Raw genomic sequence first — 21278 nt, 5'->3', positions numbered from 1 at the left:
CTGCGGCAACTCGTCCGACAGACTGGGATTGCGACAACGGGAGAGAGCCATGACCACAGCTTTGGAAGCACTGGAATCAGCTCCGCAGGGTACGTCCCTCGCGGAGAACGCCTACCTGCTGCTGCGTGACAGGCTCATCATGCTGGACATCAAGCCTGGCGATCCCATCAATGACGGCCAGATCGCGGCCGAACTCGGCATCGGCCGCACCCCTGTCCGCGAGGCCATCAAGCGCCTGGAGAGCGACCACCTTGTGGTTTCCTACCCCCGGCGCGGAACGTTCGCCACCGGAGTGGACATCACCCAACTCGCTGAAGTCTCCGAAATACGCGAACTCCTGGAGCCCCTGGCATCCCGCAAGGCCGCACGCATGGCAAGCCCCGCAATGCGCGACGAACTCCGCGCCGTAGCTGCCGCCATCCGGGACCTCGAGGGGCAGGATGCTTCCTCGACCGAACTTATGCGCTACGACATCCAGGTCCACCGGCTCATCTACAAAGCCTCGGCCAATGCGCACCTCGAGGACGTCCTCATCAGGTACGACAACCTCGCAACCCGCATCTGGTGCCACATGCTCGAGAAGATGCCCTCCGTCTCCGGCCACATCTCCGAGCACGCCGACCTCCTCACCGCCATCGCCGACGGCGACGAAAATCTCGCCGCCGAGCTGGCCCTGAATCACGTGGTCAGCTTCGAAGAGACCATCCGCAAGGTCCTCTGACCCTCACTCACATCCCGCGTGCTTGGCGCGGACGCTTGCTCACGTTCCGCGTGTTTGAGCTGGTCGCTTCCTCACGTTCCGCGTGCTTGAGCTGGTCGCTTGCTCGCGTTCCGCGTGCTTGGCGCGGACGCTTGCTCACATCCCACGTGCTTCCTTTCCGACGCTTGCTCACGTTCCGCGTGTTTGGTGCGGACGCTTGCTCTCGTTCCGCGTATTCCTTCCGACGCTTCCTCACATCCCACGTGTTTGAGCTGATCGCTTCCCCACATCCCGCGTGCTTCCTTTCCGACGCTTGCTCGCGTTCCGCGTGCTTCCTTTCCGACGCTTGCTCACGTTCCGCGTGTTTGAGCTGGGTGTGATCTGGGTTTGACCCAAATCGCCGGGAGTCTGATGCTGCCCGCTTGTCGGTGAGTCGCGAGGGCCGACGTCGGCACCCAGGCTGGGTGCCGACGTCGGGCTTTCCCTCTTGTGTGGCTGAGGGAGGGGTGGGTTGAAGGGCGTGGGGTGTGATGGAGCGTTGGGGTGAAGGGCGGGGGGTGTGAGGGAGGGGTGGGTTGAAGGGCGTGGGATGTGATGAAGCGTTGGGTTGAAGGGCGTGGGGTGTGAGGGAGGGTTGGGGTTGAAGGGCGTGGGGTGTGAGGGAGGGTTGGGGTTGAAGGGCGTGGGGTGTGATGAAGCGTTGGGGTGAAGGGCGGGGGGTGTGAGGGAGGGGTGGGCGAGCTTCAACGCTCAGTGCAACTTGAAATCACCCAGTGCAACAAATGCCAATCTCGGCCTCGCGTTCACTCTCCGCAACACTTCGCCAGAGAAGCCGCTCGAAATTTTGCAAATCACCCCTTGACCGTGATCCACAGCACACATACTCTGGTGCAACAGCGTTGCGTTGAATGCAACCCCAATGATTTTGGTGGACACATGAGCAATGAATCCTCTGTGGCAGCCGAGCAAGGCACCTCACCCGCCTCCGGCCACAACCACACACCCAGCCCCAAGAACACAGCCAGCAAGAACACAGTCAGCAAAGACACCCGACGGCGGGTTGTCACTGCCAGCTTCATCGGCAACTTTGTCGAATGGTTCGATTACGCCGTCTACGGTTATCTGGCCGGCATCATCTCCTCGGTCTTCTTCCCTGAGTCCGACCGGCAAACCGCCCTGCTCGCGACCTTCGGAGTCTTCGCCATCAGCTTCTTCGTGAGGCCGCTCGGCGGTTTCATTTGGGGCCACATCGGAGACAGGCTCGGCCGCAAGCAAGCACTCAGCCTCTCGATCGTCCTGATGTCGGTGGCCACTTTCTGCATCGCCCTGATCCCGGGCTACGCCACGATCGGCGTCATGGCGCCCATCCTTCTCCTCCTGGTCCGGGTAGTCCAAGGCTTCTCGGCCGCCGGCGAGTATGCAGGCGCGTCCGCCTTCCTGGTGGAGTACGCACCGGCCAATCGCCGCGGACTCTATGCCGCCGTCGTGCCTGCAAGTACGGCAGCGGGACTGCTGCTGGGATCCCTGCTGGCCGCCCTGCTGAGTTCGATCCTCACCGCAGAGCAGCTGAACGAATGGGGCTGGCGCCTGCCCTTCCTGCTCGCGGCACCCATGGGCCTGATTGGTCGGTACATCCGGACCAAGCTGGAGGACACGCCGGCATTCCGTGAACTGGCCGAGAAGGACACCGCAGTCAAAGCACCTGCCTTCGCCATGTTCAGGACCTACCGGAAGCAGCTCATCATCGCCACCGGTGCGGTGCTGCTCAACGCCGTCGGCTTCTATGTGATCCTCAGCTACATGCCCACCTACCTGTCGGAAGAGCTGGGCTTCGGAGCCACGGAATCGTTCCTGGCCACCACCATTGCCCTGGCCAGCTACATCGGCTTCATCTTCCTGACCGGTATTGCCTCCGACAAATTCGGCCGCAAGCGCATGCTCATGACGGCGTCAGTCCTCTTCATCCTGCTGACAGTCCCGGCCTTCATGCTCCTGGACACCCGCAACTTCCTGGTGATCGTGTTGGTGCAGATCCTGCTGGGCGGGATGCTCACCCTCAACGACGGTACCCTGCCCAGTTTCCTCGCCGAACTCTTCCCCACGAAGGTCCGCTACACCGGCTTTGCTGTCAGCTTCAACCTCTCCAACGCCCTGTTCGGCGGCACCGCACCGTTCATGGCAACACTCCTGATCGGCATGACCCACAGCAAGCTGGCCCCCGGCTGGTACCTCGTGGCCGCCGCCCTCGTTTCCCTCATCGCAGTCCTTTTCGCAGCAGAAACGTCAAAGAAGCCGCTGCAGCAGGACTAGTCAAACCAACCCATTGAAAGGAACCACCATGACCATCACCGAAAACGAGTCCGTCAACGATGTCGCAAAACTCGAGCGCACCAAGGTCCTTCACAACGGCGGAAAGGTTTCGCTGACCTTCTCCGACGCTGAGTTCGAACGCCGCCTCGCCGGCCTTCGCAGGATTATGGCCGAGAAGGACCTCGACGCCGTCGTCCTCACCAGCTACCACTCCATCAAGTACTACTCCGACTTCCTCTTCACCTACTTCGGCCGGTCCTACGGCATGGTGGTCACCAAGGATGACACGGTCACCATTACGGCCAATATCGACGCCGGTATGCCTTGGCGCCGCAGCTACGGCGACAACCTCGTGTACACGGACTGGCGCCGCGACAACTACATTCATGCCATCCAGGAAGTCCTGCGGACCCGCGGCATCAACCCGCGCCGCATCGGCGTCGAGGATGACTCGCTGCCCTTGGACAACCGGAACAAGATCCAGGCCGCGTTCTCCGGCGCGACGCTGGTGGACGTTGCGCAGGCGGCCATGCGCCAGCGCATGATCAAGTCCGACGAAGAGATCGCTGTCATCAAACACGGCGCGCGCATCGGCGACCTGGGCGGCGAAGCCATCCGCAACGCGATCACTGCGGGTATCACGGAGTACGAGGTTGCCCTGATCGGCACCGAGGCCATGGTCCACGAGATTGCCCGGACCTTCCCGGACTCGGAAATCCGCGATACTTGGGTGTGGTTCCAGTCGGGCATCAACACCGACGGCGCCCACAACTGGGCCACCACCCGCAAGATCCAGGAACACGACATCCTGTCCCTGAACTGCTTCCCGATGACCAGCGGCTACTACACCGCCCTGGAGCGCACCCTGTTCTACGGCGAACCGGATGCCCGCTCACTGGAACTGTGGAACATCAACGTTGAGGTCCACAAGCGCGGACTGGAACTCATCAAGCCGGGCGCTGTCTGCAAGGACATCGCTGCGGAGCTCAACGAGATCTACATCAGCCACGGCCTCCTGGCGAACCGGACCTTCGGCTACGGCCACTCGTTCGGTGTGCTCAGCCACTACTACGGACGAGAAGCCGGTCTTGAACTGCGAGAGGACATCGACACGGTCCTCGAGCCCGGCATGGTGGTTTCGATGGAGCCCATGATCACTGTGCTGGACGGCCAGCCGGGTGCCGGCGGATACCGGGAACACGACATCCTGGTGGTCGGCGAGGACGGTGCGGAGAACATCACCAAGTTCCCGTTCGGCCCCGAGTACAACATTATCGGAGCCTAGGGTGCAACGGCCGGCGGGCGCAGTGCACGGCGTCCGCCGGCCCCGGTCCGGAACTTCCGGACCGCCGCGGCGAAATATAGTGAACCCATGACTCCCACGGAAACCAGCGAGACTCCTGACGGCAACAACGGTAACGGCGACAGCAAGAGCACGTCCGTCATCGTCAACGCCATCGCGGTGCTGAGGAGCTTTACTGCAGACGAGCCGCTCCTGGGGGTCACCGAAATCGCGGGCCGGATCGGCCTGCACAAGAGTACGGTTTCTCGCATCCTGGCCACGCTTGAGCAGGAAAACCTGGTAGAGCGCGACGTCGATTCTCGCAGGTTCCGCTTGGGGTTGGGGATGATCGCGATGGCGGGCCCCCTCCTGGCGGAACTCGAAGAGCGACGCGTGGCCTACCCCGTCCTGCGGGAGTTGACCGAACGCACGGGCGAGACGAGCGCCCTCATGGTGTGGAACGGCGTCGAGTCCATGTGCGTGGAGCAGATCCCCAGCCGCCACCAGGTGAAACACCTGGCCCCGCTCGGAGCCCGCTACAACGAGGCGTTGAGTTCATCGGTGCAGGTGTTCCTTGCCAACGAAGACAAGGACAGGGTGCGGAACCTGCTGCGCAGTGGTTCCATCACCCTGCCGGGCCTGGACGAAGCTTCTGTGGAAAGTTACCTGGCTCGGCTTGAAGAAGCCGCTCAACGGGGCTGGGCCGCCAACTTCGGCGAAACCTCCATTGAAGAGGTCGGGGTTGCTTCGCCGGTCTACGACCACAGGGGCGACATCGTGGCCTCCGTCTTGATTCCTGCCCCCAAATTCCGGGTCTCACAGGACACCCTGGGCAGCCTCGGCGAAGCCTGCGCCGCAGCGGCGGCCAAGGTCACCTCACGCCTGGGTGGCCGCTCCCCGCGGTAGGCGCCCGTCCGCCGTCGAGGTGACAGTTGATGACAATCCGCCGCGGGCAAAGTCAATTGGTGGGAGCAACGCTGGGGGTTAGGCCGCTTGTAGCAGCTGGTTTAGCCGGTTGGCTGGGGTCTCGAGGTTCAGTGTTGGTCTGGGGCGGCGGTTGAGTTTCGCTGCGACCAGGCGGATGTCCTCGGGGGTGTGCACTGAAAAGTCAGTGCCTTTCTCGAACCAGAACCGCAGGAGCCGGTTGGTGTTTTCGTTGGTGCCGCGCTGCCAGGGCGAGTGCGGGTCGCAGAAGTACATCGTCGTATCGAGAGCGGTCTGGATTTTTGCGTAGTCGGCCAGTTCGGTGCCGCGGTCCCAGGTGATCGACCGGCGCAGGTGATCCGGGAGGGAGGCCATCTCCCGGATCATCGCGGCGGCAACGGTTTCCGCGGTGTGGTCCCCTGGCAGGTGCAGCAGGATCGTGAACCGGGTTGAGCGTTCCACCAAGGTTCCGATCGCTGTCCCGTTGGCGCCGATGATGAGGTCACCTTCCCAATGCCCGGGCACTGCCCGGTCCTGGACCTCGGCGGGACGTTGGCTGATCTTGAAGGCCTCTTTATAGGGGCTGTTGGCGCGCCGGTCAGTGCCGTGGGGGATGCGTTGTTTGCGTTTCAGGCTGAGCTTTTCGGCCAGGTCCGCCCGCAGGTTCCCGCGGGTTTGGACGTAAAGGGCCTGGTAGATCGTCTCGTGGCTCACCTGCATAGTCTGATCGTCACCGAAGTAATACGCCAACATCGAGGAGATCAGCTTCGGACTCCACCCGTCATCCATCCAGACGCCGACCAGCCGGCACAAACCCTCGTCCTTGGCCAGCCTGAAGGGTTTGGGACGGCGCCTGTCCTGATGCGCTTTGGCGTGAGCGACCGAGGCGTAGTACTTCCCGTCCGCGCTCGTGTGGCGTTTGACCTCCCGCCAAACTACGGACTTATCCCGCCCGATCAATGCGCCGATCTTCGCGTAACTGAGGCCCATCCGCACACCCATCTGGATCATGCCTCGCTCTTCCAGACCCAACGCACGGCCAGGGCCCCCGACTGAAGGAGCAGGATCGGCAAGACCTCCGGTAGCACCCCGGTTCACGGTCATCATTAGGCCAGACTGAACCCACCAATTGTGCCCGGTAGCGTGCACCGCCCCGACACGCCGGGCAGCAGTACGAACAGGCATCCCCGCACACACCAAATCAAGAAACTCAGTACGCGCAGCCTTGGGGAACAACTTGACCATAAAACGCTCCATCAATCAGAGCGTTGCAACGACCCTATGACTTTGCCGCGCGAACATTGTCATCAAATGGCATCTCGGCGCGCAACCAAGTGCTTGACCCCGCCCCCAAACCTTCCTAGGGTGTTCTGAGAAAACGTTTTCTTGCTGTTTCCCAAACATTCCCGGAGAGCCCTTAGCCTCCAAGTACTGGGGCACGCCGTTGTGCCCCGGGAAGGATCATCCATGCGATCGACCCGAAGAAAACCGGAAATACGCCAAAGCCTGGGCGGCCTCGCGTTGGCAGCAGTGATCGGGTTGGGCTGTGTTGTGGCCGCAGGCCCGCCGGCCACTGCGGCTCCCGCAGGCAAAGCCGACAGCCCGGCATGTTCCAGCTCCAGCATCCACCTTGATTCAGGCAACGGCAGGGCCCCACAAAACCTCTGTGTCCCGGCGCAAGCCACCGGCAGTGACAAGACGTTGCTGGTGTGGAACAAGCCGGACGTTTACGACGACGTCGTGGACTACCGCGTCTACATGAACAACAGGGCGCTGGGAACCGCGGAGGAGAATGCGCGGATCTTTTCACCGGCCCAGAAATACGTGGACGCGTTCCGGGCCGCCGACAAGGATGGATTCCACGTCCGGACTGTGGCCCACAACTTCACGGTGACCGGCTTGTCGCCGCGCACCAGCTACCAGTTCAGCGTGACCGCTGTGAGGAAAGACGGAACCGAGTCTCCGGCGAGTGGGCCAATCACCGTCACCACCACGCCCGAACGGCACCAAGTCACCATCACCAATCCCGCGTACAAGGCTGTGGGCGATGGAAAGACCCTCAACACCAAGGCAATCCAGAAGGCCATCGATACCTGTAGAACACCGGGCTGCACCGTGGTGGTTCCTGCAGGTACCTTCAAAACGGGGGCACTTTTCCTGCACTCGGACATGACCCTGGAACTCCAGGAGGGCGCACGCCTGCTCGGCTCCGACCAGGCGGAGGACTACCCCTTGGAGAAGGGCTATTACCTCTACCCGGTACCTGAGCCCCTCCCCGCCGAGGCCGAATACCGGAACTACCGTCGGCCGCCGTCGCTCCTTAATGTCCTTCCGGACGACAACGGCCGCTCGACGGCGGGACGCGAACCTGGCGCTGTGGCCAGCAATGTCCGCATCGTCGGTAAAGGCGTGGTGGACGGAAACGGGTGGAAGCGCACTGCCGAGGGGTCGGTAGTGGATGAGGCGGGGAACGAACTTCCGCAATACGCGGCAAGCTCCGCCGGCAAGGTCCTGGACGATGGCTTGTTGGCGGCTGACCAGTTCCGCAGGGCCAAGGAGCGCCCGGAATCCCTCATCGGGGTGATCAACAGGCCGGAAACCCTGGATGACTCCGTACTGTACGGCCAATACCGCTCCAGCTTGATGACCTTCATGGGAGTAAAAAACCTGTACATCGAGGGAGTCACAGCGGACAACCCCGCGTTCCACGGTGTGATGATCCTGGACACGGAAAACAGCACGGTGAACGGAATGCGGCACACCACGTTCAACGCCAACAACGGTGACGGTCTGGAGTTCGGCGGTGCAAACAATGGCATTGTCGTGAACAACTTCTTCGACACCGGAGACGACCAAGTCAACTTTGCGGCCGGGCAGGGCAAATACGGGGCGCAGGGCCGGCCGAGCGAGAACGTCTGGATCTTCAACAATTACATGCGCATGGGCCACGGGGGAGTCGCTGTCGGTTCCAACACGGCAGCCTGGGTGCAGCGGGTCCTCGCTGAGGACAACGTCATGTACAAAGTTGAAACCGGCGGCCTCCGGATGAAAAGTACCTCGGACATGGCCGGAGGCGGCCGGGACTTTCTCTTCCGCGACACCGCGATGGCCTGCATGGGCAGCAGTGCTTTCATCATGTCGCTCAGCTATAACCAGTCACCGTCCGGATATGTCGCCGCTGAATCGGCCACGTTCAAGGACGTGGTGATACGGAACATTTCCGTGGACGGCAACAACTCGCCCACCTGCGGCATGGCTGTATCCGACAGCAAACCGGTGATCGATATCCAGGCAGGGCCGTCCCTCGGCGAAGGAACGGCCACCCTCAGCGCCTTCACTTTCCAGGACGTGGTGTTCCGGAACGCCAACCCCGCCAACATCAAAGGCCTGCGGGACTCCACGTTTGACGGCGTGACGTTCCAGAGCGTGCGGAACAACGCCAATCCCTGGCGCCTGGACCAGTACTCCACGGGAAACACGTTCACGGATGTCCATCCCATGCCGGCGGCCCGGTAGCGCCCGCCGCTGCAGGCGCCAATCCGCCGTCGGGTCGGCATTTGATGACAATCCCGGGCGCAAACATTGCCATCGAATGGCATCCCGGGACAAGGAAAGGCGGCCGTCCCCGGGAAGGGGGCGGCCGCCGTCGTTGTTCTGCCAAGCGTCGTCGAAGGGTTACATCTTCCTTCGCGTAGCGCTGGTTTCGTCCATGACGTCCCTGCCGAGCCATGCACCAAGGCCGATCATGGCAACGCCAAGGATCAGGTGGAGCCAGTTATCGGCCGTGTTGAACGGGACAAAGTTGGCGCCCGTTTCCTGGTTGATGACCAGGCCGTAGATCCAAAGAACGATGTACACAGCACCGCCGCCCAGGAGGAACAGGCGGGCCATGCGGTCGTTCCTTGCCATGGCCAGTCCGGCCGCGCCGAACAGCAGGTGAACGATGTTGTGGAGTATGGACACTTGGAAGACTCCAAGCAGCATGGCGCCGGATTCATGTCCCGCAAAGGTCATGGCGCCGTAATTGGTGGTGATTCCCGGGATGAAGCCCAGGACGCCTACCAGCAGAAATACAATGCCAACGCCCATGGCGGTGTTGCGAAGTGTCAACCCCATCATGTGGTGGTGTTCGGCGGGGTGCGAAGCGGTGGTCATCAGTCCTCCCTTTCACGCGGTTATCCGGCTCTTCTCCTGGAGAGCCGACCTGCGGCAAGGGGTGTCGCCAAACCTTGCCGACGCCGCCATAATACTCCTGAATTGCTCTGGATAGCAGGGGGATGAGCGCAGTTCAGGCGGCGGTTAGCATGGATTCATGAGCCAAGTGCCGAATGGTCGGGTGCACACGATTTTTCATGACGTCCGGGACCTGACGCCCTTCCGGGAAGGGTACGTACGGACGCCGGTGCGCGGACTCGCCGACGGCGTAAATGGAGTCCTTTCCGGTGTCCTCAGCGGCCGGGACCACGCGCGCTTGTCCCTCGTGGGCAGTGTTCCCAGGCTGAAGATGCTGTCCTCCAAGCCCGCGAAGGCCATGCATGAGGCTGTGTTCTCCTCCACCGATCCGGACCGTCTCCTTGCGTTCGCCCGGATGAACCCGGGCTGGGCGGGCTTGTGCCACATCATGGCAGGCCTGCTTGTCTATAAGCACGGCGGGTTCTTGCGGGCGTCGGAACTGCTGCAGCGAGGGTTGACGACCAGGATCGACGACGACGCCAGCCAGTTCTCGGCCATGTACCTTGGTCAGGTGGTCACCCGGGTTGAGGTCGCCGAACGCATCGAGGTGCCGGTGCTGTTCAGCGAAGAGTCGGTGTTCCTGGCGCTGGCCCACTGTCTGCGGGAAATGGGGATGACCGAAGCCGCCCTCGAAGCTGTGGCAGCCTTGCCGCCGTCGTTGCCTTCGGCCTTGGCGCGGTGCACGGCTGCGTTCTCCTTGGAACGCCACCGCGATGTGGTGGTCTGGACAGAGGGACTGCTGAACACGGACGACCTCTCGGCCGCGTTGTTGCTGATCAGGGCGCGTTCCCAGCGGGCGCGGGGCGACTATGAGTCTGCCCAGGCGGCGTTGAGGGAAGTCCTTCGCCGCAGGAAAACCAACTTGGCATTGAAGAATGATGCCCTCACTGACAGGGCCCTCTTGGCGTTGGACCAGGGACGCCGGACGCTGACGCCGTGGTCCCGACGGGCTGCCCCGCCGGCGGAGCTTGAAGCGGTGGAGGTTATCCGCAAGGACGCCGAGATGCGGCGCTTGTGGGAGAACGACTTCAGGCAACTGGGCGGGGAGTAAAAAACCGTTGCACACGAAGGGGTGCAGGCGTATTCTCTTAATCAACCAATTGATTGATCAAGCGATTGGTTGATTATGGAAGGTTTGCTGGTAAATGACACAGGATGCTCCAGGCCAAGACGCCCTGGACAAGGCCTTCATGGCGCTGGCGGATCCGGTCCGGCGGGCCATCGTTGCCCGGCTTTCCCGGGGAGATGCCACTGTCAACGAGCTCGCGGAACCGTTCGCCATTTCCAAGCAGGCGGTTTCCAAGCACATCCAGGTCCTGGAACATGCAGGCCTGGTGACCCGCTCCCGGGATGCCCAGCGCAGGCCCGTCCACCTGGACGCCGCAGCACTGGAACGCCTGACGGCGTGGATTGATCAGTACCGCCTGATCGCCGAGTCCCGCTTCCGGCGGCTCGACCAGCTGCTCGCCACCCACACCTCCCCACAGGAACAAGCAAAGAAAGAGGAACTGCAATGAGCAACGAAACCACCATCACCGCAGACGACGGCGTCCCCTTCGTCGATACCGTGCGGGAATTCGACGCCCCCGTCAGTGCGGTTTTCAAAGCCCACGTTGATCCGGACCTCCTGGCCAAGTGGCTGGGGCCTCGGGACGCCAAGCTGAACGTCACAAAGTACGACGCGACCACCGGCGGCAGCTGGCACTACGAAAGCGGACATGGCGACGAGATGTTTGGCTTCCACGGCATCTTCCACACAGTGGACGCGGATGAGCTGATCATCATGACGTTCGAATTCGATGGAGCCCCCAACCAGGTCGGCATTAGCAGCACCACCTTCGAGGAAATCGACGGCCGCACCCGGATCGTGGCGCACGAGGTCTACCCAACGGTTGAAGCGCGCGACATGGCCTTGGCGACCGGAATGAACTACGGAGTGGTGGAGGGGTATGAGCGCCTGGACGAACTGCTCGCCACCTAGAACGCCTGGAAGTGCAGCACGAGTGGAAGAACCTGCTCCGACAACAGCACCGTCCCCAGCCCGATCATGACGATCCCGCTGGTCAGGGTGACGGCCCGTGCGGCGCCGGGCCGGGAGGCCAGCAGCTTCCTGGAGGTCAGGGCCACAGCGGTGTAGACCATTCCTGCAAGGATCACGAAGGTCAACCCCAGCAAGCCCGACTGCACCGGGACGGGCAGCGCCGCATCCGGGCTGACGAACTGCGGCACCAGGGCCACGAAGAACAGGAGCCCCTTGGGGTTGATGCCGCTGGTGCCCATGCCCTGGAAGAACGTGCGGATCTGGTTTCCGGAATTCACGACGCCGTCTTCCGCACTGAAGCTTGCGCCTCGCCACGAGCGGATGGTGCCGATGCCAAGCCACAGCAGGTAGGCCGCACCGGCGATGGTCAGCCACCCGAGGAGCCCGGGAACGCCGGCCAGAAGGGCAGCGAGTCCGGCAGCCATCAGGAGCGTGTGGATCACGTAACCGCTGCAGAGGCCAGCGACGGCGGGAACGAAGCTGCGCTGACGCAGGCCCGCCGAAATCGAGTACGCCCAGTCGACTCCCGGTGTGCAGGCCAGGGTGACTGCCACGAGGACGAAGGCGAGGAACAGCTGCGGGTTCACGATCTCTCCAGAGTTAGTTGATACGAAAACTCTAGGTAAAAAGCGCCCATAAGTGTTCCCGTTTTTAGCTCTGAAGAGCTGATTCTCGGTAAGATAATTGCGTGATTGACGGTATCGATAGAAGTATTTTGCGCCACCTCAAAGAGGATGGGCGGATGACGGCCACAGCGCTGGCTTCCAAAGTCGGTTTAACCGTCGCTCCTTGCCATCGAAGGCTCCGCGACCTGGAAGCGACAGGGGTCATCCGCGGATACCGCGCGGACATCGACCCCGCCGCCGTGGGGCTTGGTTTCGAAGCGATCGTCTTCGTGACTTTGCGCCAAGTGGACCGGGGAACGATGGCCGCCTTCGAGGCCAGGGTCACCGCCAGCCCCAACATCGTGGAGGCCCAGCGCCTGTTTGGTTCGCCCGATTACCTGTTGAAGGTCATTGCCGCGGACCTGCCCGCTTATCAGCGTTTCTACGACGACGAGCTTGCGGCCCTTCCAGCGGTTGAACGGCTGACGTCAACGTTGGTCATGAAGAACCTGAAGACCAACATCGGGCCGCCGGTTTAGCCTGCCCGCAGGCCGTTCAGCTGGCCGGGCTCACGTGCACGATGATGACTTGGGTGTCTTTGGAGCCGTCGAAGCGGAGGTCGTAATTGACCTCCAGCCCGGTGCTGGTCCCCGACGTCAATGAGTAGTCGCTCTTGGCAGAGGGGTCCTTGCTGGTGGAGGAAATCCAGCGTTCGGCGTCGTCGGCGTCGATGCCGTACTTGTCCACTCCCTCGCGGATCAGGGCGTTGAATTCCTCTGCGGAAGCTGCAGTGAGGAAGTACGTGACCTCGGTGAAATCAGGGCGTGAATCGGTGGTCTTGAACCGGATCCGGTCCGTTTGTGCGGTGATCTCTCCGCTGGGGCCGACAATGGCCAGGTTGATCTTCCCGGAGTCCTGGGTGTTGATTTCCGGGCCGTAGCTGTCCTCGGATACACGCACAGCCGATTTCTGCAGGCTGCCGCTGCTCATGTCCAGGCGCGCTTGCTTGTCGGTCCTGATCCGGTCGACACCTGCGGCATCAAGCGTGGAGAATTCCGAGGTAATCACTGTGCTCCCTTGGGAAGTTGATGGAGAAGCGGGGACGGATAACTGGCATGCGGTGGTGGTGAGGATTCCCAAGCCAGCCGCCACGGCGATTGCCAGCCGCGAAAGCCACTTGGTCCGGGTCATTGGTGAACCTCGGCATCGAAGCCGTCCAGGAAGCGGTCCATGATTCCCGGAATGTTGTTGGTGGGCCTGTACTGTTCAACGCGGTCGTTGAAATCCGAACCGATGATGTCCCGGGCCTGTTGGGGATTGTTGGCCAGCAGGTCCTGGTAAGCGGGGAGGGTGTCCTGCTTGATGAGGGCCCAGCGTTGCTCGGCGTCGGCGATGTTGCCGTCCGGGAAGCCGGTGGTGAAGTCCGTCCGGAACTGCGTCGGGTTGTCCCAGTTGGTGAAGGGCAGGTTCTCCGGGCCGGGGCTTTCCACGCTGAACTTGTAGGGGAAGACTTCCGGGTAGCTTTTCGCGCCGGGAATCGAAGGCTCTCCGGCGAGGGTGACCATGTACGTCACGGCTTCCCCTCCCGGATGGTTGCGCATGGCAGTGTAATCGTCGGCGATGATCTCGTTCTGCTCCCGGTACAACAGGGCCGTGTTGCCTTCCTTGACCTGTGCGGGATCGCCGGAATCAATCTGGGCCCATGCTTTCGCAGTTTCCGGGTCGATCGCACCAGAGTCCCTGAGGCGGTTGATTTCGTCGATTCCACCGTTCATGTAGGCCTCGTGCTGCCGGGCCTGGTCCAGGAAGATCTCTTTGTTCATGTCCAGCATGGACGTTTCGTAGAACTTGATCTCGGCGTCGGTCATGCCGGCAAGCTGCTCGATCTGGTCGAGAACCGGGATGGGGATGTCCGACGCCGGATTGTCGGCAATCTGCTGTGCCAGATCGCGGAGCATGGCCATGTCCTTGAACCCGCCGGCGAAGGAAGGGCCGATCATATTCGCCATGCCGGCCCACTGAAGGTCCGGGTTGGACAGGAAAGCCTGCCCGTAGAAGTCGTAGACCTTTTTGATGGTTTCCCAGTTGTACTCGGTACCCTTGCTGGTGTCCCACGTGGACGGGTCGATCCCCATCTCCCGCATGGCTTGTTGGTTCCAGTAATCGCTGAGGAACTGGGAGTACTCGGGCGATTTCTTCTCGATCAGGCCCGAGTCGGCTGCGGCATCCATGGCGGCCTTGGCGTCCTGGGGATGTTCGAGCGCCCACTTCTTGAATTCGTCGCTTCGAAGGTACTGTGCCCGCTCTTCGGGCGTCATTCCGTTCAGCAGATCCGTGAGCTCCTGGCCGGTTCCGCCGGAGCCGCCGGTTCCGCCAGCGCCGCCGGAGCCGGATCCGCCGGCCCCGCCATTGCTCGCGGCGGCCTGTTCGTCGGCGTTCTTCAACAGGCTCCGGGAAGCGGCCTTGATGCCGGAAGCCGCGCTCTGGAGGGCCCGCAAGTGCGAGCTGTTCCATTCGTGACGGAACCGGTCGCCGTCGTTCCCCCGCCAGGGACTGTTGGTGATGGACCCCGACAACTGTTGTCCCAAGGTGGTGAGGCTGTCCGCATTGCGGGCCAGTTCCTTGGCCAGCTGACGCAGCTGTGCGACGTCTGAGCCATAGAAGTTACCCGCCACGTCGCCCCCATTGTTGTGTGCTGATGATCTGGCCCCATCCTAGGCCGCCTGCGGAGCATGGCACATGGGGACAACTTCCCTATGTGCAGAACTACTCCAGAAGCAGGCCCGTTGTCCGGTACGGAATCACCTCACGGAGGAACATGCTGGTGGAGGTCCTGACGATGCCGGGGCACAGCCGGATTTCCTCCGACACCCGGTAGAGGTCGTCGGGGCTCTTGGCCACCACCCTGATGATGAGGTCGGTATCGCCGGCGGGTGCGTGGCATTCCAGGACTTCCGGGATTTCGCGCAAGGCCGCGATGGCCTCGTTCAGGTGGCTTTGGTCGAGCTCTGCGCTGACCGCCGCAGCCACGCCACGCCCCAGGGCGGATGGCAGGACGCGGCTGCTGTTGGCACGCAGGGCGCCGGAGGTTGTCATGCGTTCCAGGCGGGATTGGACCGTCCCTCGCGCGAGGTGCAGCTTCTGGGCCAGGACCATGATGGGAACGCGGGGATCGTCGTCGAGCGCAGCGAGGATTCTGCGGTCGGTCGCGTCGAGTTCCTGCAAAATGACCACTTCCTGTCGGATTTTTGTTTCTGGAGTAGTCAGATCGATCAAGGAAATGACTTCCTGTTGCACCTACTGTATGCCCCCTGTTGAAATGATGACAACGAAGCAGGACGAGGCTACCGCCGAAGCCCGCCGGCAACAGGCACCCGGAACACCACCCGGAGCCCTGTACAGGTTTCCCGCAAGGAAGCAGCCGCTGATTGACTCTTGTTCACAGCATTGTCATTCTGCACTCGTCCGCTGATGCGGACAGCACAGCAAGAGCCCCTGAGCCACCGGATCGTTGCGGTAGCTGAGGGGCTCTTGTGTTGCCCGGCTGTGTTGCCCGGCTGTGCAGGGATGGCACATAGGCTTGGTGCATGACTTCCGCAGGGCGATTTGCCCCCAGCCCGTCCGGCGAGCTGCACGTTGGCAACCTCCGCACGGCCATCCTGGCATGGTTGTTCGCGAAGTCCACTGGCCGTGATTTCCTGCTGCGCGTGGAAGATCTTGACCGTGCCAGGTCCGGCGCGGAAACCGGGCAGCTCCGTGATCTGCGGGCCATCGGCATCACGTGGGATGCGGATGTGGTGCGCCAGACTGAGCGCGCGGCACTTTACGGCGCTGCGATCCAGCGCCTGACGTCGGAGGGGCGCACCTACGAGTGTTTCTGCACCCGACGGGAGATCCAGGAAGCGCCTTCCGCCCCGCACGCTCCGCAGGGGGCTTACCCCGGGACGTGCCGGCGGTTGTCCCACGCCGAGCGGGAGATCAGGCGCGCCTCACGCCCGGCGTCGATCCGTCTGCGGTCCGGGGTTGGCGGGTGGCCTGTTGAGGACCAGTTGCACGGCACATTTGAGGGCGTGGTGGACGACTTTGTGCTGCGTCGCAATGACGGCGTCACTGCCTACAACCTGGCCGTGGTGGTGGACGACGCCGCCCAGGGAATCGACCAGGTGGTTCGCGGGGACGACCTCCTTCCCTCCACCCCGCGGCAGGCGTACTTGGCGACGCTGTTGGGCTTGCCGGTTCCCGTATATGCGCATGTTCCGTTGGTGGTGAACCACGACGGCGTCAGGCTGGCAAAGCGCGACGGTGCCGTAACGCTGGACGACCTCGCCGCCGTCGGGATCCCCGCCGCGCGCGTCCGCGGCCTAATGCTGGAATCGCTCGGCCTGCCCGGTGGAGCACTACAGGACGCCCTGGCGGAATTCGATCCGTCGAGGCTGCCCAAAGAGCCCTGGGTGTGGATAACTCCCCAGGTCTGAGGAGGGCACCACGTAGGCTGGCTGGATGCATTCACAGATGGTCGCCCCCGGTTTCGAATCCGTCGCCGAACTCTTCGGCCGTTTCCTGGAGCAGGATCCGGAGTATTCCGCCCAGGTGGCCGCGTATCATCGCGGTGTCAAAGTCCTGGACCTGAGTGGGGGACCGCATATCCGCCCCGACTCCGTCACGGGAGTGTTCTCCTGTTCCAAGGGCATGGCGGGCCTGGTCATGGCATTGCTGGTGCAGGACGGCCAGCTGGACCTTGACGCCGAGGTGGTCAAGTACTGGCCCGAATTCGGCGTCGATGGCAAAGCCTCGATCACGGTTGCGCAGCTCCTGTCCCATCAGGCCGGACTGTTGGGGCCCGAGGGAGGCCTGACCCTGGACGAGGTCAACAACTCTGCGCTGGCTGCGGCGAGGCTCGCCGCGTTGCCCCCGCTGTGGAAGCCCGGTGCAGCGTTCGGCTACCACGCGCTCAGCATCGGAATCTTCATGGAGGAGTTATGTCGTCGGATCACAGGCTCGACGCTCCAGGAGCTTTTCGAACGCCGTATCCGGGCCGTGACCGGTGCGCACTTTTACCTTGGGCTCCCCGAATCCGAGGAGTCCCGCTTTGCACCCTTCCGATGGGCAGCTGATCCTTCCTGGCCATGGGTGGACCCGGCAAGCCATTTCGGTCTTGCCGCCAATGCCGCCGTTGGCGACATCCTGGACCTGCCCAATATCCGCGAAGTCCGTGCCGCGGGACTGAGCTCGGCGGCAGGCGTGTCCAGTGCCGATGGCATGGCCAGGATTTATGCGGCGGCTTCAACGGGCCTGGCCGGCGAACCCGGGCAGGCCCTGGGCGGGCAGGCCCCGGCAGGCGGGCAAACCGCCGTCGCGCCCTTGCTGGCTGAAGAGACCATCCGCGCCGTGACCGCTGAGCAAGTCTTCGGCATTGACCGGGTTTTCGGTGAGACCGGCTGCTTCGGGACCGTTTTCATGAAGTCGCACAGCCGGATGCCGTTTGGCAGTTACCGGGCGTTCGGGCACGACGGCGCCAGCGCCTCTTTGGGGTTTGCGGACCCTGTGTATGAGCTCGGCTTTGGCTACGTGCCGCAGCAGGCCGAGCCAGGGGGAGTGGGCTGCCGTAACTTCCAGCTAAGCTCCGCGGTGCGGGAAGCCATTGCCGGCCTGACGCCGTAGATCCAGCGCAGGGCTGTTGCGCTGGGCTAGTTGCGCTGCCCTGCCTGGCTTGCCTGCGTGATTTTCGCGGCCGGCACACCCGCAGCCATGCCTGCCCAGAGGGTGTCGGTGGTGGCGGAGACCATGGCATCCACCGTCGTTCCCTCCAGATGCTTGCCGGCCGCGAGCAGCGCCGCGCCGTGAAGGCTGACGAAGCACACCATGGCCAACGTTTCGGGGTCGCCGGGGGCCAGTTCGCCGGCATCCTGGGCTTCGATGATCATTGCCTGGGCTATTTCGATTCCCTGCCCACCGGTGTTTCGAAGCTCGGCGCTGGAATCCGGGTGATGCTTGGTGGAGTACATGACGGTCAGCAGGGCGGGCCGGGAAACCGCGAATCCGACGTAGGCTTTCGCGACGCTGACAAAGCGCTCCTGGAGGGTGCCGCCGGACTCCGCGGCTGTGCGGATGCGGTGGTTCATCAATTCAAAGCCTGCCATCGCCAAGGCGTCGATCAACGCCTGCTTGTCACGGAAGTGCTTGGCTGGGGCCCCGTGGCTGACGTTCACGTCCCGGGCGAGTTGGCGGAGGGAAAGTCCCTCGACGCCGGCCTCCTCGATGGTTTCCATGGCGCGCTCCAAGAGGGCTTCCCGAAGTTTGCCGTGGTGGTATGGCTGTTCGATCATGGGTCAAGTCTAGGCCAATGTAGGCATTGACAACAATGTAGCCACTGCCTACCATGTAGACAGCGACTACATCAGTCCCCGCCCCAGCATTTCCCGCCCCGACGATTGGACCCCATCATGACCATGACCTACTCCGATACCACCGCGCTCATCACGGGAGCCAGTTCCGGGCTCGGCGCCGAATTCGCGCAGCGCTTCGCCGCCCGGGGTTCCAACCTCGTCCTGGTTGCCCGTCGTGTTGACCGTCTGGAAGATTTGGCGCAGCAACTGCGCAGCGAGCACGGCATCACCGTGACAGTGCTGCCCATGGATCTGGGCCGGGCAGGCGTAGGCGCAGAGCTCTTCAAGGAACTGGCCGGACGCGGCATCACCGTGGACACCTTGATCAACAATGCCGGCTTCGGCACCCATGGCCTGTTGGTGGAGGAAGACCCGGCCGTTATTGCCTCCGAAATCTCGCTCAATGTAGCTGCCCTGGTGGATATCACGCGGGCCTTCCTGCCCGGAATGCTCGAGTCGGGCAAGGGTGCGCTGGTGAATGTGGCCAGCACGGCTGCTTTCCAGCCGATTCCCGGAATGGCGGTCTACGGCGCAACCAAGGCCTTCGTGCTGAGCTTCACGGAAGCCGTCGCCCATGAAACCAAGGATTCGGGGCTCAATGTCCTGGCCCTCTGCCCGGGGGCCACACGCACGGAGTTCTTCGATGTCCTGGGCAGCCAATCCGCGGCGGTGGGCAGGATGCAGACCTCCGCCCAGGTGGTGGAGACGGCCATCAAGGCGCTGGACCGCAAGGTCACTCCCGGCAGCGTTGTCTCCGGGTGGATGAACCGGGTAGGCGCTGCCTTCGCCCAGCGGTTGCCCAGGGCCGTGACCGTTGCGATCGCCGCCCGGGCCGTCCAGGACTCCTAGGCCGGTACTTCCGGCGCGGCAACAGCGGATAGCCTGAGTAAAAGGACCTGTCCCCGCAGGTCCGTTGCCAAGCCGGAGGCCAGCATGACCGAACCACGCTTCACCGTAGAGACAGCCAAGGTCCTGGCGGAGGTGGCCCACAACCGCCAGAAGGACAAACTGAAGCGCCCGTACCGGGAGCATGTCCTGGCTGTCGGCGATGCCCTTGCCGATTTTGACGAGGATATCCGGATTGCGGGGTACCTTCACGACATCGCCGAGGACACGCCCATCACCCGGCAAGCGCTGCTGGAGATGGGCGTGTCAGAGCGGGCACTGGCCATTATCGAGCGCGTCACCCGCCGCTTCCACGACGATCCCGATGATTACGACGCCGGCATCCGTTACGTTGCGGAGGACCACGACGCCACGTTGGTAAAGATCGCGGACAACGCCCATAACTCCTTGCCGGAACGGGTCCGGGCCCTCGCGGAGAAGTGGCCGGACAAACCCCCGGTAACCCGCTACGCCGATGCCCGCCCGGTGCTGTATTCGGCAGTTCCGCGCGAGGAAGTCCAGCAGATCCTTGAGCGGATCAACCCGCACCTGCTTGCGGAACTGGACGAGATCGTTCCTGAGTAGCTGCGTGGCGGGGCGGGCCTGGGGCGCACCCGTGCCCGCCCTAAGCCCCCCAGGTAGCTTGCCCTAGCCGGCCGCAGCTTCCAGCCGGCGAAGTGCCGCGGCACGGCCCTTATGCCCACGCCGTTCGTCGTATGCGATGGACAGGCCCAGCACCAGCATCATTTCCAGCATGCACAGAGGCACGGATGCGCCTGCTGCGGCCATGGCGATACTTCCCGCCAGGCCAAGAACCACCACAGCTGTGCTCCAGAGCAGCTCCCGGCCCGGATTGAGCATGATGCCGTAGAGCGTGGTCAGGGAAACCTTGAACAAAATAATGGGAATGGCAATCGAGGCCGCGGCCGCTGCCCCGCTGATGTTGGCCTCGTGGTCGATGAAGTAGGCAGCGATGTGCAGCCCGGCACCCGTGGCGGCAATCGCAGCGAAAATGAACATGTGCCCGTAGCCGAACACCCAGGAGCGGTGCCTTTGGAAATGGAGCGCAGGGCCTGACGGCAGGATGAAGTAGATCCACCACATGGCGAACGCCAGCCCCGTGCCGCTGAAGCCGACCAGCGCGGCATCCAGCGTCCAGCCGTGCAGGGCAACGATGGCCCGGAGCGTCTCAATGGCGCCCACCAGGCATTCGCCCAGGGCGATGATCGCGAGCAGGCCATACCTTTCGGCAATGTGGTGCGCGTGCCAAGGCGTGCGGGCTTTGCGTTCGGCAAGCCCAGGGACGGACATCTCCAGGACGAACAAGGGTGCGGCCAAAAGGAACGTGGTGAGCACATCGGTTTCGATCACCAACGCTACGACCCAACCCACCTGCACCAGCGCCAGGTACTTGGCGTAGCGGAGGCAGGTCTCACGGCGTTCGGGGTCCTGGCGGGCCGCACGCAGCCATTGGAAGATCAGGGCAACGCGCATGATGATGTAGCCGATGAGGATGGCCACGTTATTGACGTGGTCACCCTCCACCAGTGAATGGAACATCGGTTCGATGCCCATGGCGAGGATGAGGACCCCCACCATCTGGACCATCGTGACCACCCTGAAGACCCAGTCGTCGGTGTCATAGGCGCTGGCAAACCACGTGAAGTTCACCCATGCCCAGATCACCGCGAACATGGCGTAGCAGAATCCGAGCAAACCCGGCCCAACATGGGCTTCAGCCACGGCATGCGCGAACTGGTTACCGGCGACGCCGAAAGCGATGACAAACGTCAGGTCGAAGAACAGCTCAAGCGGGGTGGCCGTTCGGTGCTTCTCGTGGGGATCACGGCCGCCCATCCGGGAGAGGGCATGGCGAAGGGGATTCGTGGACATGGCTCAAAGATTACCGGCG

21 protein-coding genes are annotated in these 21278 nt (G+C 62.9%); 13 read left to right on the top strand and 8 right to left on the bottom strand.

The features are described from left to right. Positions 1-49 precede the first annotated feature (49 nt). The 4 genes from JMY29_RS18525 to JMY29_RS18510 all read left to right on the top strand — a co-directional run bounded on the left by JMY29_RS18525 (position 50) and on the right by JMY29_RS18510 (position 5198). On the top strand, positions 50-721 hold the full coding sequence (locus tag JMY29_RS18525) for a GntR family transcriptional regulator (protein WP_018780316.1): 672 nt from the start codon (positions 50-52) through the stop codon (positions 719-721). A gap of 915 nt (positions 722-1636) precedes the next feature. Further along, positions 1637-3010: an MFS transporter gene (locus JMY29_RS18520; protein ID WP_026267512.1), complete on the top strand. Its 1374-nt coding sequence runs from the start codon at positions 1637-1639 to the stop codon at positions 3008-3010. Positions 3011-3038: 28 nt separating this feature from the next. Then, positions 3039-4295: an aminopeptidase P family protein gene (locus JMY29_RS18515; RefSeq protein WP_018780314.1), complete on the top strand. Its 1257-nt coding sequence runs from the start codon at positions 3039-3041 to the stop codon at positions 4293-4295. Positions 4296-4382: 87 nt separating this feature from the next. After that, positions 4383-5198: an IclR family transcriptional regulator gene (locus JMY29_RS18510; RefSeq protein ID WP_189076918.1), complete on the top strand. Its 816-nt coding sequence runs from the start codon at positions 4383-4385 to the stop codon at positions 5196-5198. A 78-nt stretch (positions 5199-5276) separates the two neighbouring features. On the opposite strand, the gene JMY29_RS18505 is transcribed toward JMY29_RS18510, so the two are convergent. Then, positions 5277-6461, bottom strand: a complete 1185-nt coding sequence (locus tag JMY29_RS18505) for an IS30 family transposase (RefSeq protein WP_374757942.1) — start codon at positions 6459-6461, stop codon at positions 5277-5279. A 222-nt stretch (positions 6462-6683) separates the two neighbouring features. On the opposite strand from JMY29_RS18505, the gene JMY29_RS18500 reads away from it, so the two are divergent. Then, on the top strand, positions 6684-8732 hold the full coding sequence (locus JMY29_RS18500; RefSeq protein ID WP_189076769.1) for a glycoside hydrolase family 28 protein: 2049 nt from the start codon (positions 6684-6686) through the stop codon (positions 8730-8732). Between the two features lie 159 nt (positions 8733-8891). Here JMY29_RS18500 and JMY29_RS18495 read toward each other — a convergent pair whose 3' ends face one another. Next, positions 8892-9371 carry a DUF4383 domain-containing protein gene (locus tag JMY29_RS18495; protein ID WP_018779978.1) on the bottom strand — a complete coding sequence of 160 codons (480 nt, stop codon included), beginning with the start codon at positions 9369-9371 and terminating at the stop codon, positions 8892-8894. Positions 9372-9528: 157 nt separating this feature from the next. Between JMY29_RS18495 and JMY29_RS18490 the strand changes: the two genes are divergently transcribed. The 3 genes from JMY29_RS18490 to JMY29_RS18480 all read left to right on the top strand — a co-directional run bounded on the left by JMY29_RS18490 (position 9529) and on the right by JMY29_RS18480 (position 11430). Further along, positions 9529-10500, top strand: a complete 972-nt coding sequence (locus JMY29_RS18490) for a hypothetical protein (protein WP_189076768.1) — start codon at positions 9529-9531, stop codon at positions 10498-10500. A gap of 94 nt (positions 10501-10594) precedes the next feature. Further along, positions 10595-10966, top strand: a complete 372-nt coding sequence (locus JMY29_RS18485) for an ArsR/SmtB family transcription factor (RefSeq protein ID WP_018779976.1) — start codon at positions 10595-10597, stop codon at positions 10964-10966. Next, the gene (locus JMY29_RS18480) at positions 10963-11430 is read left to right on the top strand and encodes an SRPBCC family protein (protein WP_018779975.1); all 468 of its coding nucleotides are present in this window, start codon (positions 10963-10965) and stop codon (positions 11428-11430) included. The genes JMY29_RS18485 and JMY29_RS18480 overlap by 4 nt, the downstream gene beginning before the upstream one ends. On the opposite strand, the gene JMY29_RS18475 is transcribed toward JMY29_RS18480, so the two are convergent. Continuing rightward, the gene (locus JMY29_RS18475) at positions 11427-12077 is read right to left on the bottom strand and encodes a LysE family translocator (protein ID WP_018779974.1); all 651 of its coding nucleotides are present in this window, start codon (positions 12075-12077) and stop codon (positions 11427-11429) included. The two genes, JMY29_RS18480 and JMY29_RS18475, sit on opposite strands and share 4 nt — an antisense overlap. Positions 12078-12178: 101 nt before the next feature. Here JMY29_RS18475 and JMY29_RS18470 point away from each other — a divergent pair, with 101 nt between their 5' ends. Further along, complete coding sequence (locus JMY29_RS18470) at positions 12179-12634, top strand: Lrp/AsnC family transcriptional regulator (protein WP_082010247.1); 456 nt, start codon at positions 12179-12181, stop codon at positions 12632-12634. A 16-nt stretch (positions 12635-12650) separates the two neighbouring features. Here JMY29_RS18470 and JMY29_RS18465 read toward each other — a convergent pair whose 3' ends face one another. The 3 genes from JMY29_RS18465 to JMY29_RS18455 form a co-directional block, all read right to left on the bottom strand. After that, a complete protein-coding gene (locus JMY29_RS18465) occupies positions 12651-13286 on the bottom strand; it encodes a hypothetical protein (RefSeq protein WP_189076767.1) in 636 nt (211 codons plus the stop codon). Next, complete coding sequence (locus JMY29_RS18460; protein WP_189076766.1) at positions 13283-14770, bottom strand: WXG100 family type VII secretion target; 1488 nt, start codon at positions 14768-14770, stop codon at positions 13283-13285. The genes JMY29_RS18465 and JMY29_RS18460 overlap by 4 nt, the downstream gene beginning before the upstream one ends. A gap of 91 nt (positions 14771-14861) precedes the next feature. Next, positions 14862-15320, bottom strand: a complete 459-nt coding sequence (locus JMY29_RS18455) for an Lrp/AsnC family transcriptional regulator (RefSeq protein ID WP_026267476.1) — start codon at positions 15318-15320, stop codon at positions 14862-14864. A gap of 362 nt (positions 15321-15682) precedes the next feature. Here JMY29_RS18455 and gluQRS point away from each other — a divergent pair, with 362 nt between their 5' ends. Continuing rightward, positions 15683-16570, top strand: a complete 888-nt coding sequence (gene gluQRS, locus JMY29_RS18450) for a tRNA glutamyl-Q(34) synthetase GluQRS (protein ID WP_189076765.1) — start codon at positions 15683-15685, stop codon at positions 16568-16570. A 25-nt stretch (positions 16571-16595) separates the two neighbouring features. After that, complete coding sequence (locus JMY29_RS18445) at positions 16596-17756, top strand: serine hydrolase domain-containing protein (protein WP_079582908.1); 1161 nt, start codon at positions 16596-16598, stop codon at positions 17754-17756. Between the two features lie 26 nt (positions 17757-17782). On the opposite strand, the gene JMY29_RS18440 is transcribed toward JMY29_RS18445, so the two are convergent. Next, positions 17783-18421, bottom strand: coding sequence for a TetR/AcrR family transcriptional regulator (locus JMY29_RS18440; protein WP_189076764.1), 639 nt, complete (start codon positions 18419-18421; stop codon positions 17783-17785). A 117-nt stretch (positions 18422-18538) separates the two neighbouring features. On the opposite strand from JMY29_RS18440, the gene JMY29_RS18435 reads away from it, so the two are divergent. Next, positions 18539-19330 carry an SDR family NAD(P)-dependent oxidoreductase gene (locus JMY29_RS18435; RefSeq protein WP_039243241.1) on the top strand — a complete coding sequence of 264 codons (792 nt, stop codon included), beginning with the start codon at positions 18539-18541 and terminating at the stop codon, positions 19328-19330. 84 nt (positions 19331-19414) lie between these two features. After that, positions 19415-19951, top strand: a complete 537-nt coding sequence (locus tag JMY29_RS18430) for an HD domain-containing protein (protein WP_018779965.1) — start codon at positions 19415-19417, stop codon at positions 19949-19951. Between the two features lie 63 nt (positions 19952-20014). On the opposite strand, the gene JMY29_RS18425 is transcribed toward JMY29_RS18430, so the two are convergent. Further along, positions 20015-21259, bottom strand: a complete 1245-nt coding sequence (locus JMY29_RS18425) for a low temperature requirement protein A (RefSeq protein ID WP_189076763.1) — start codon at positions 21257-21259, stop codon at positions 20015-20017. Positions 21260-21278: the final 19 nt, after the last annotated feature.

The organism is Paenarthrobacter nicotinovorans, from assembly GCF_021919345.1.
GTDB classification, from domain to species: domain Bacteria; phylum Actinomycetota; class Actinomycetes; order Actinomycetales; family Micrococcaceae; genus Arthrobacter; species Arthrobacter nicotinovorans.
The sequence above is the reverse complement of the archived record's forward strand: the minus strand, read 5'-3'. Positions and strand labels throughout refer to the sequence as shown.

Coding starts and splice junctions, on each gene's coding strand:
- JMY29_RS18525 (WP_018780316.1), top strand. CDS start 50: ATGACCACAGCTTTGGAAGCACTGGAATCAGCTCCGCAGGGTACGTCC.
- JMY29_RS18520 (WP_026267512.1), top strand. CDS start 1,637: ATGAGCAATGAATCCTCTGTGGCAGCCGAGCAAGGCACCTCACCCGCC.
- JMY29_RS18515 (WP_018780314.1), top strand. CDS start 3,039: ATGACCATCACCGAAAACGAGTCCGTCAACGATGTCGCAAAACTCGAG.
- JMY29_RS18510 (WP_189076918.1), top strand. CDS start 4,383: ATGACTCCCACGGAAACCAGCGAGACTCCTGACGGCAACAACGGTAAC.
- JMY29_RS18505 (WP_374757942.1), bottom strand. CDS start 6,461: ATGGTCAAGTTGTTCCCCAAGGCTGCGCGTACTGAGTTTCTTGATTTG.
- JMY29_RS18500 (WP_189076769.1), top strand. CDS start 6,684: ATGCGATCGACCCGAAGAAAACCGGAAATACGCCAAAGCCTGGGCGGC.
- JMY29_RS18495 (WP_018779978.1), bottom strand. CDS start 9,371: ATGACCACCGCTTCGCACCCCGCCGAACACCACCACATGATGGGGTTG.
- JMY29_RS18490 (WP_189076768.1), top strand. CDS start 9,529: ATGAGCCAAGTGCCGAATGGTCGGGTGCACACGATTTTTCATGACGTC.
- JMY29_RS18485 (WP_018779976.1), top strand. CDS start 10,595: ATGACACAGGATGCTCCAGGCCAAGACGCCCTGGACAAGGCCTTCATG.
- JMY29_RS18480 (WP_018779975.1), top strand. CDS start 10,963: ATGAGCAACGAAACCACCATCACCGCAGACGACGGCGTCCCCTTCGTC.
- JMY29_RS18465 (WP_189076767.1), bottom strand. CDS start 13,286: ATGACCCGGACCAAGTGGCTTTCGCGGCTGGCAATCGCCGTGGCGGCT.
- gluQRS (WP_189076765.1), top strand. CDS start 15,683: ATGACTTCCGCAGGGCGATTTGCCCCCAGCCCGTCCGGCGAGCTGCAC.
- JMY29_RS18445 (WP_079582908.1), top strand. CDS start 16,596: ATGCATTCACAGATGGTCGCCCCCGGTTTCGAATCCGTCGCCGAACTC.
- JMY29_RS18440 (WP_189076764.1), bottom strand. CDS start 18,421: ATGATCGAACAGCCATACCACCACGGCAAACTTCGGGAAGCCCTCTTG.
- JMY29_RS18435 (WP_039243241.1), top strand. CDS start 18,539: ATGACCATGACCTACTCCGATACCACCGCGCTCATCACGGGAGCCAGT.
- JMY29_RS18430 (WP_018779965.1), top strand. CDS start 19,415: ATGACCGAACCACGCTTCACCGTAGAGACAGCCAAGGTCCTGGCGGAG.
- JMY29_RS18425 (WP_189076763.1), bottom strand. CDS start 21,259: ATGTCCACGAATCCCCTTCGCCATGCCCTCTCCCGGATGGGCGGCCGT.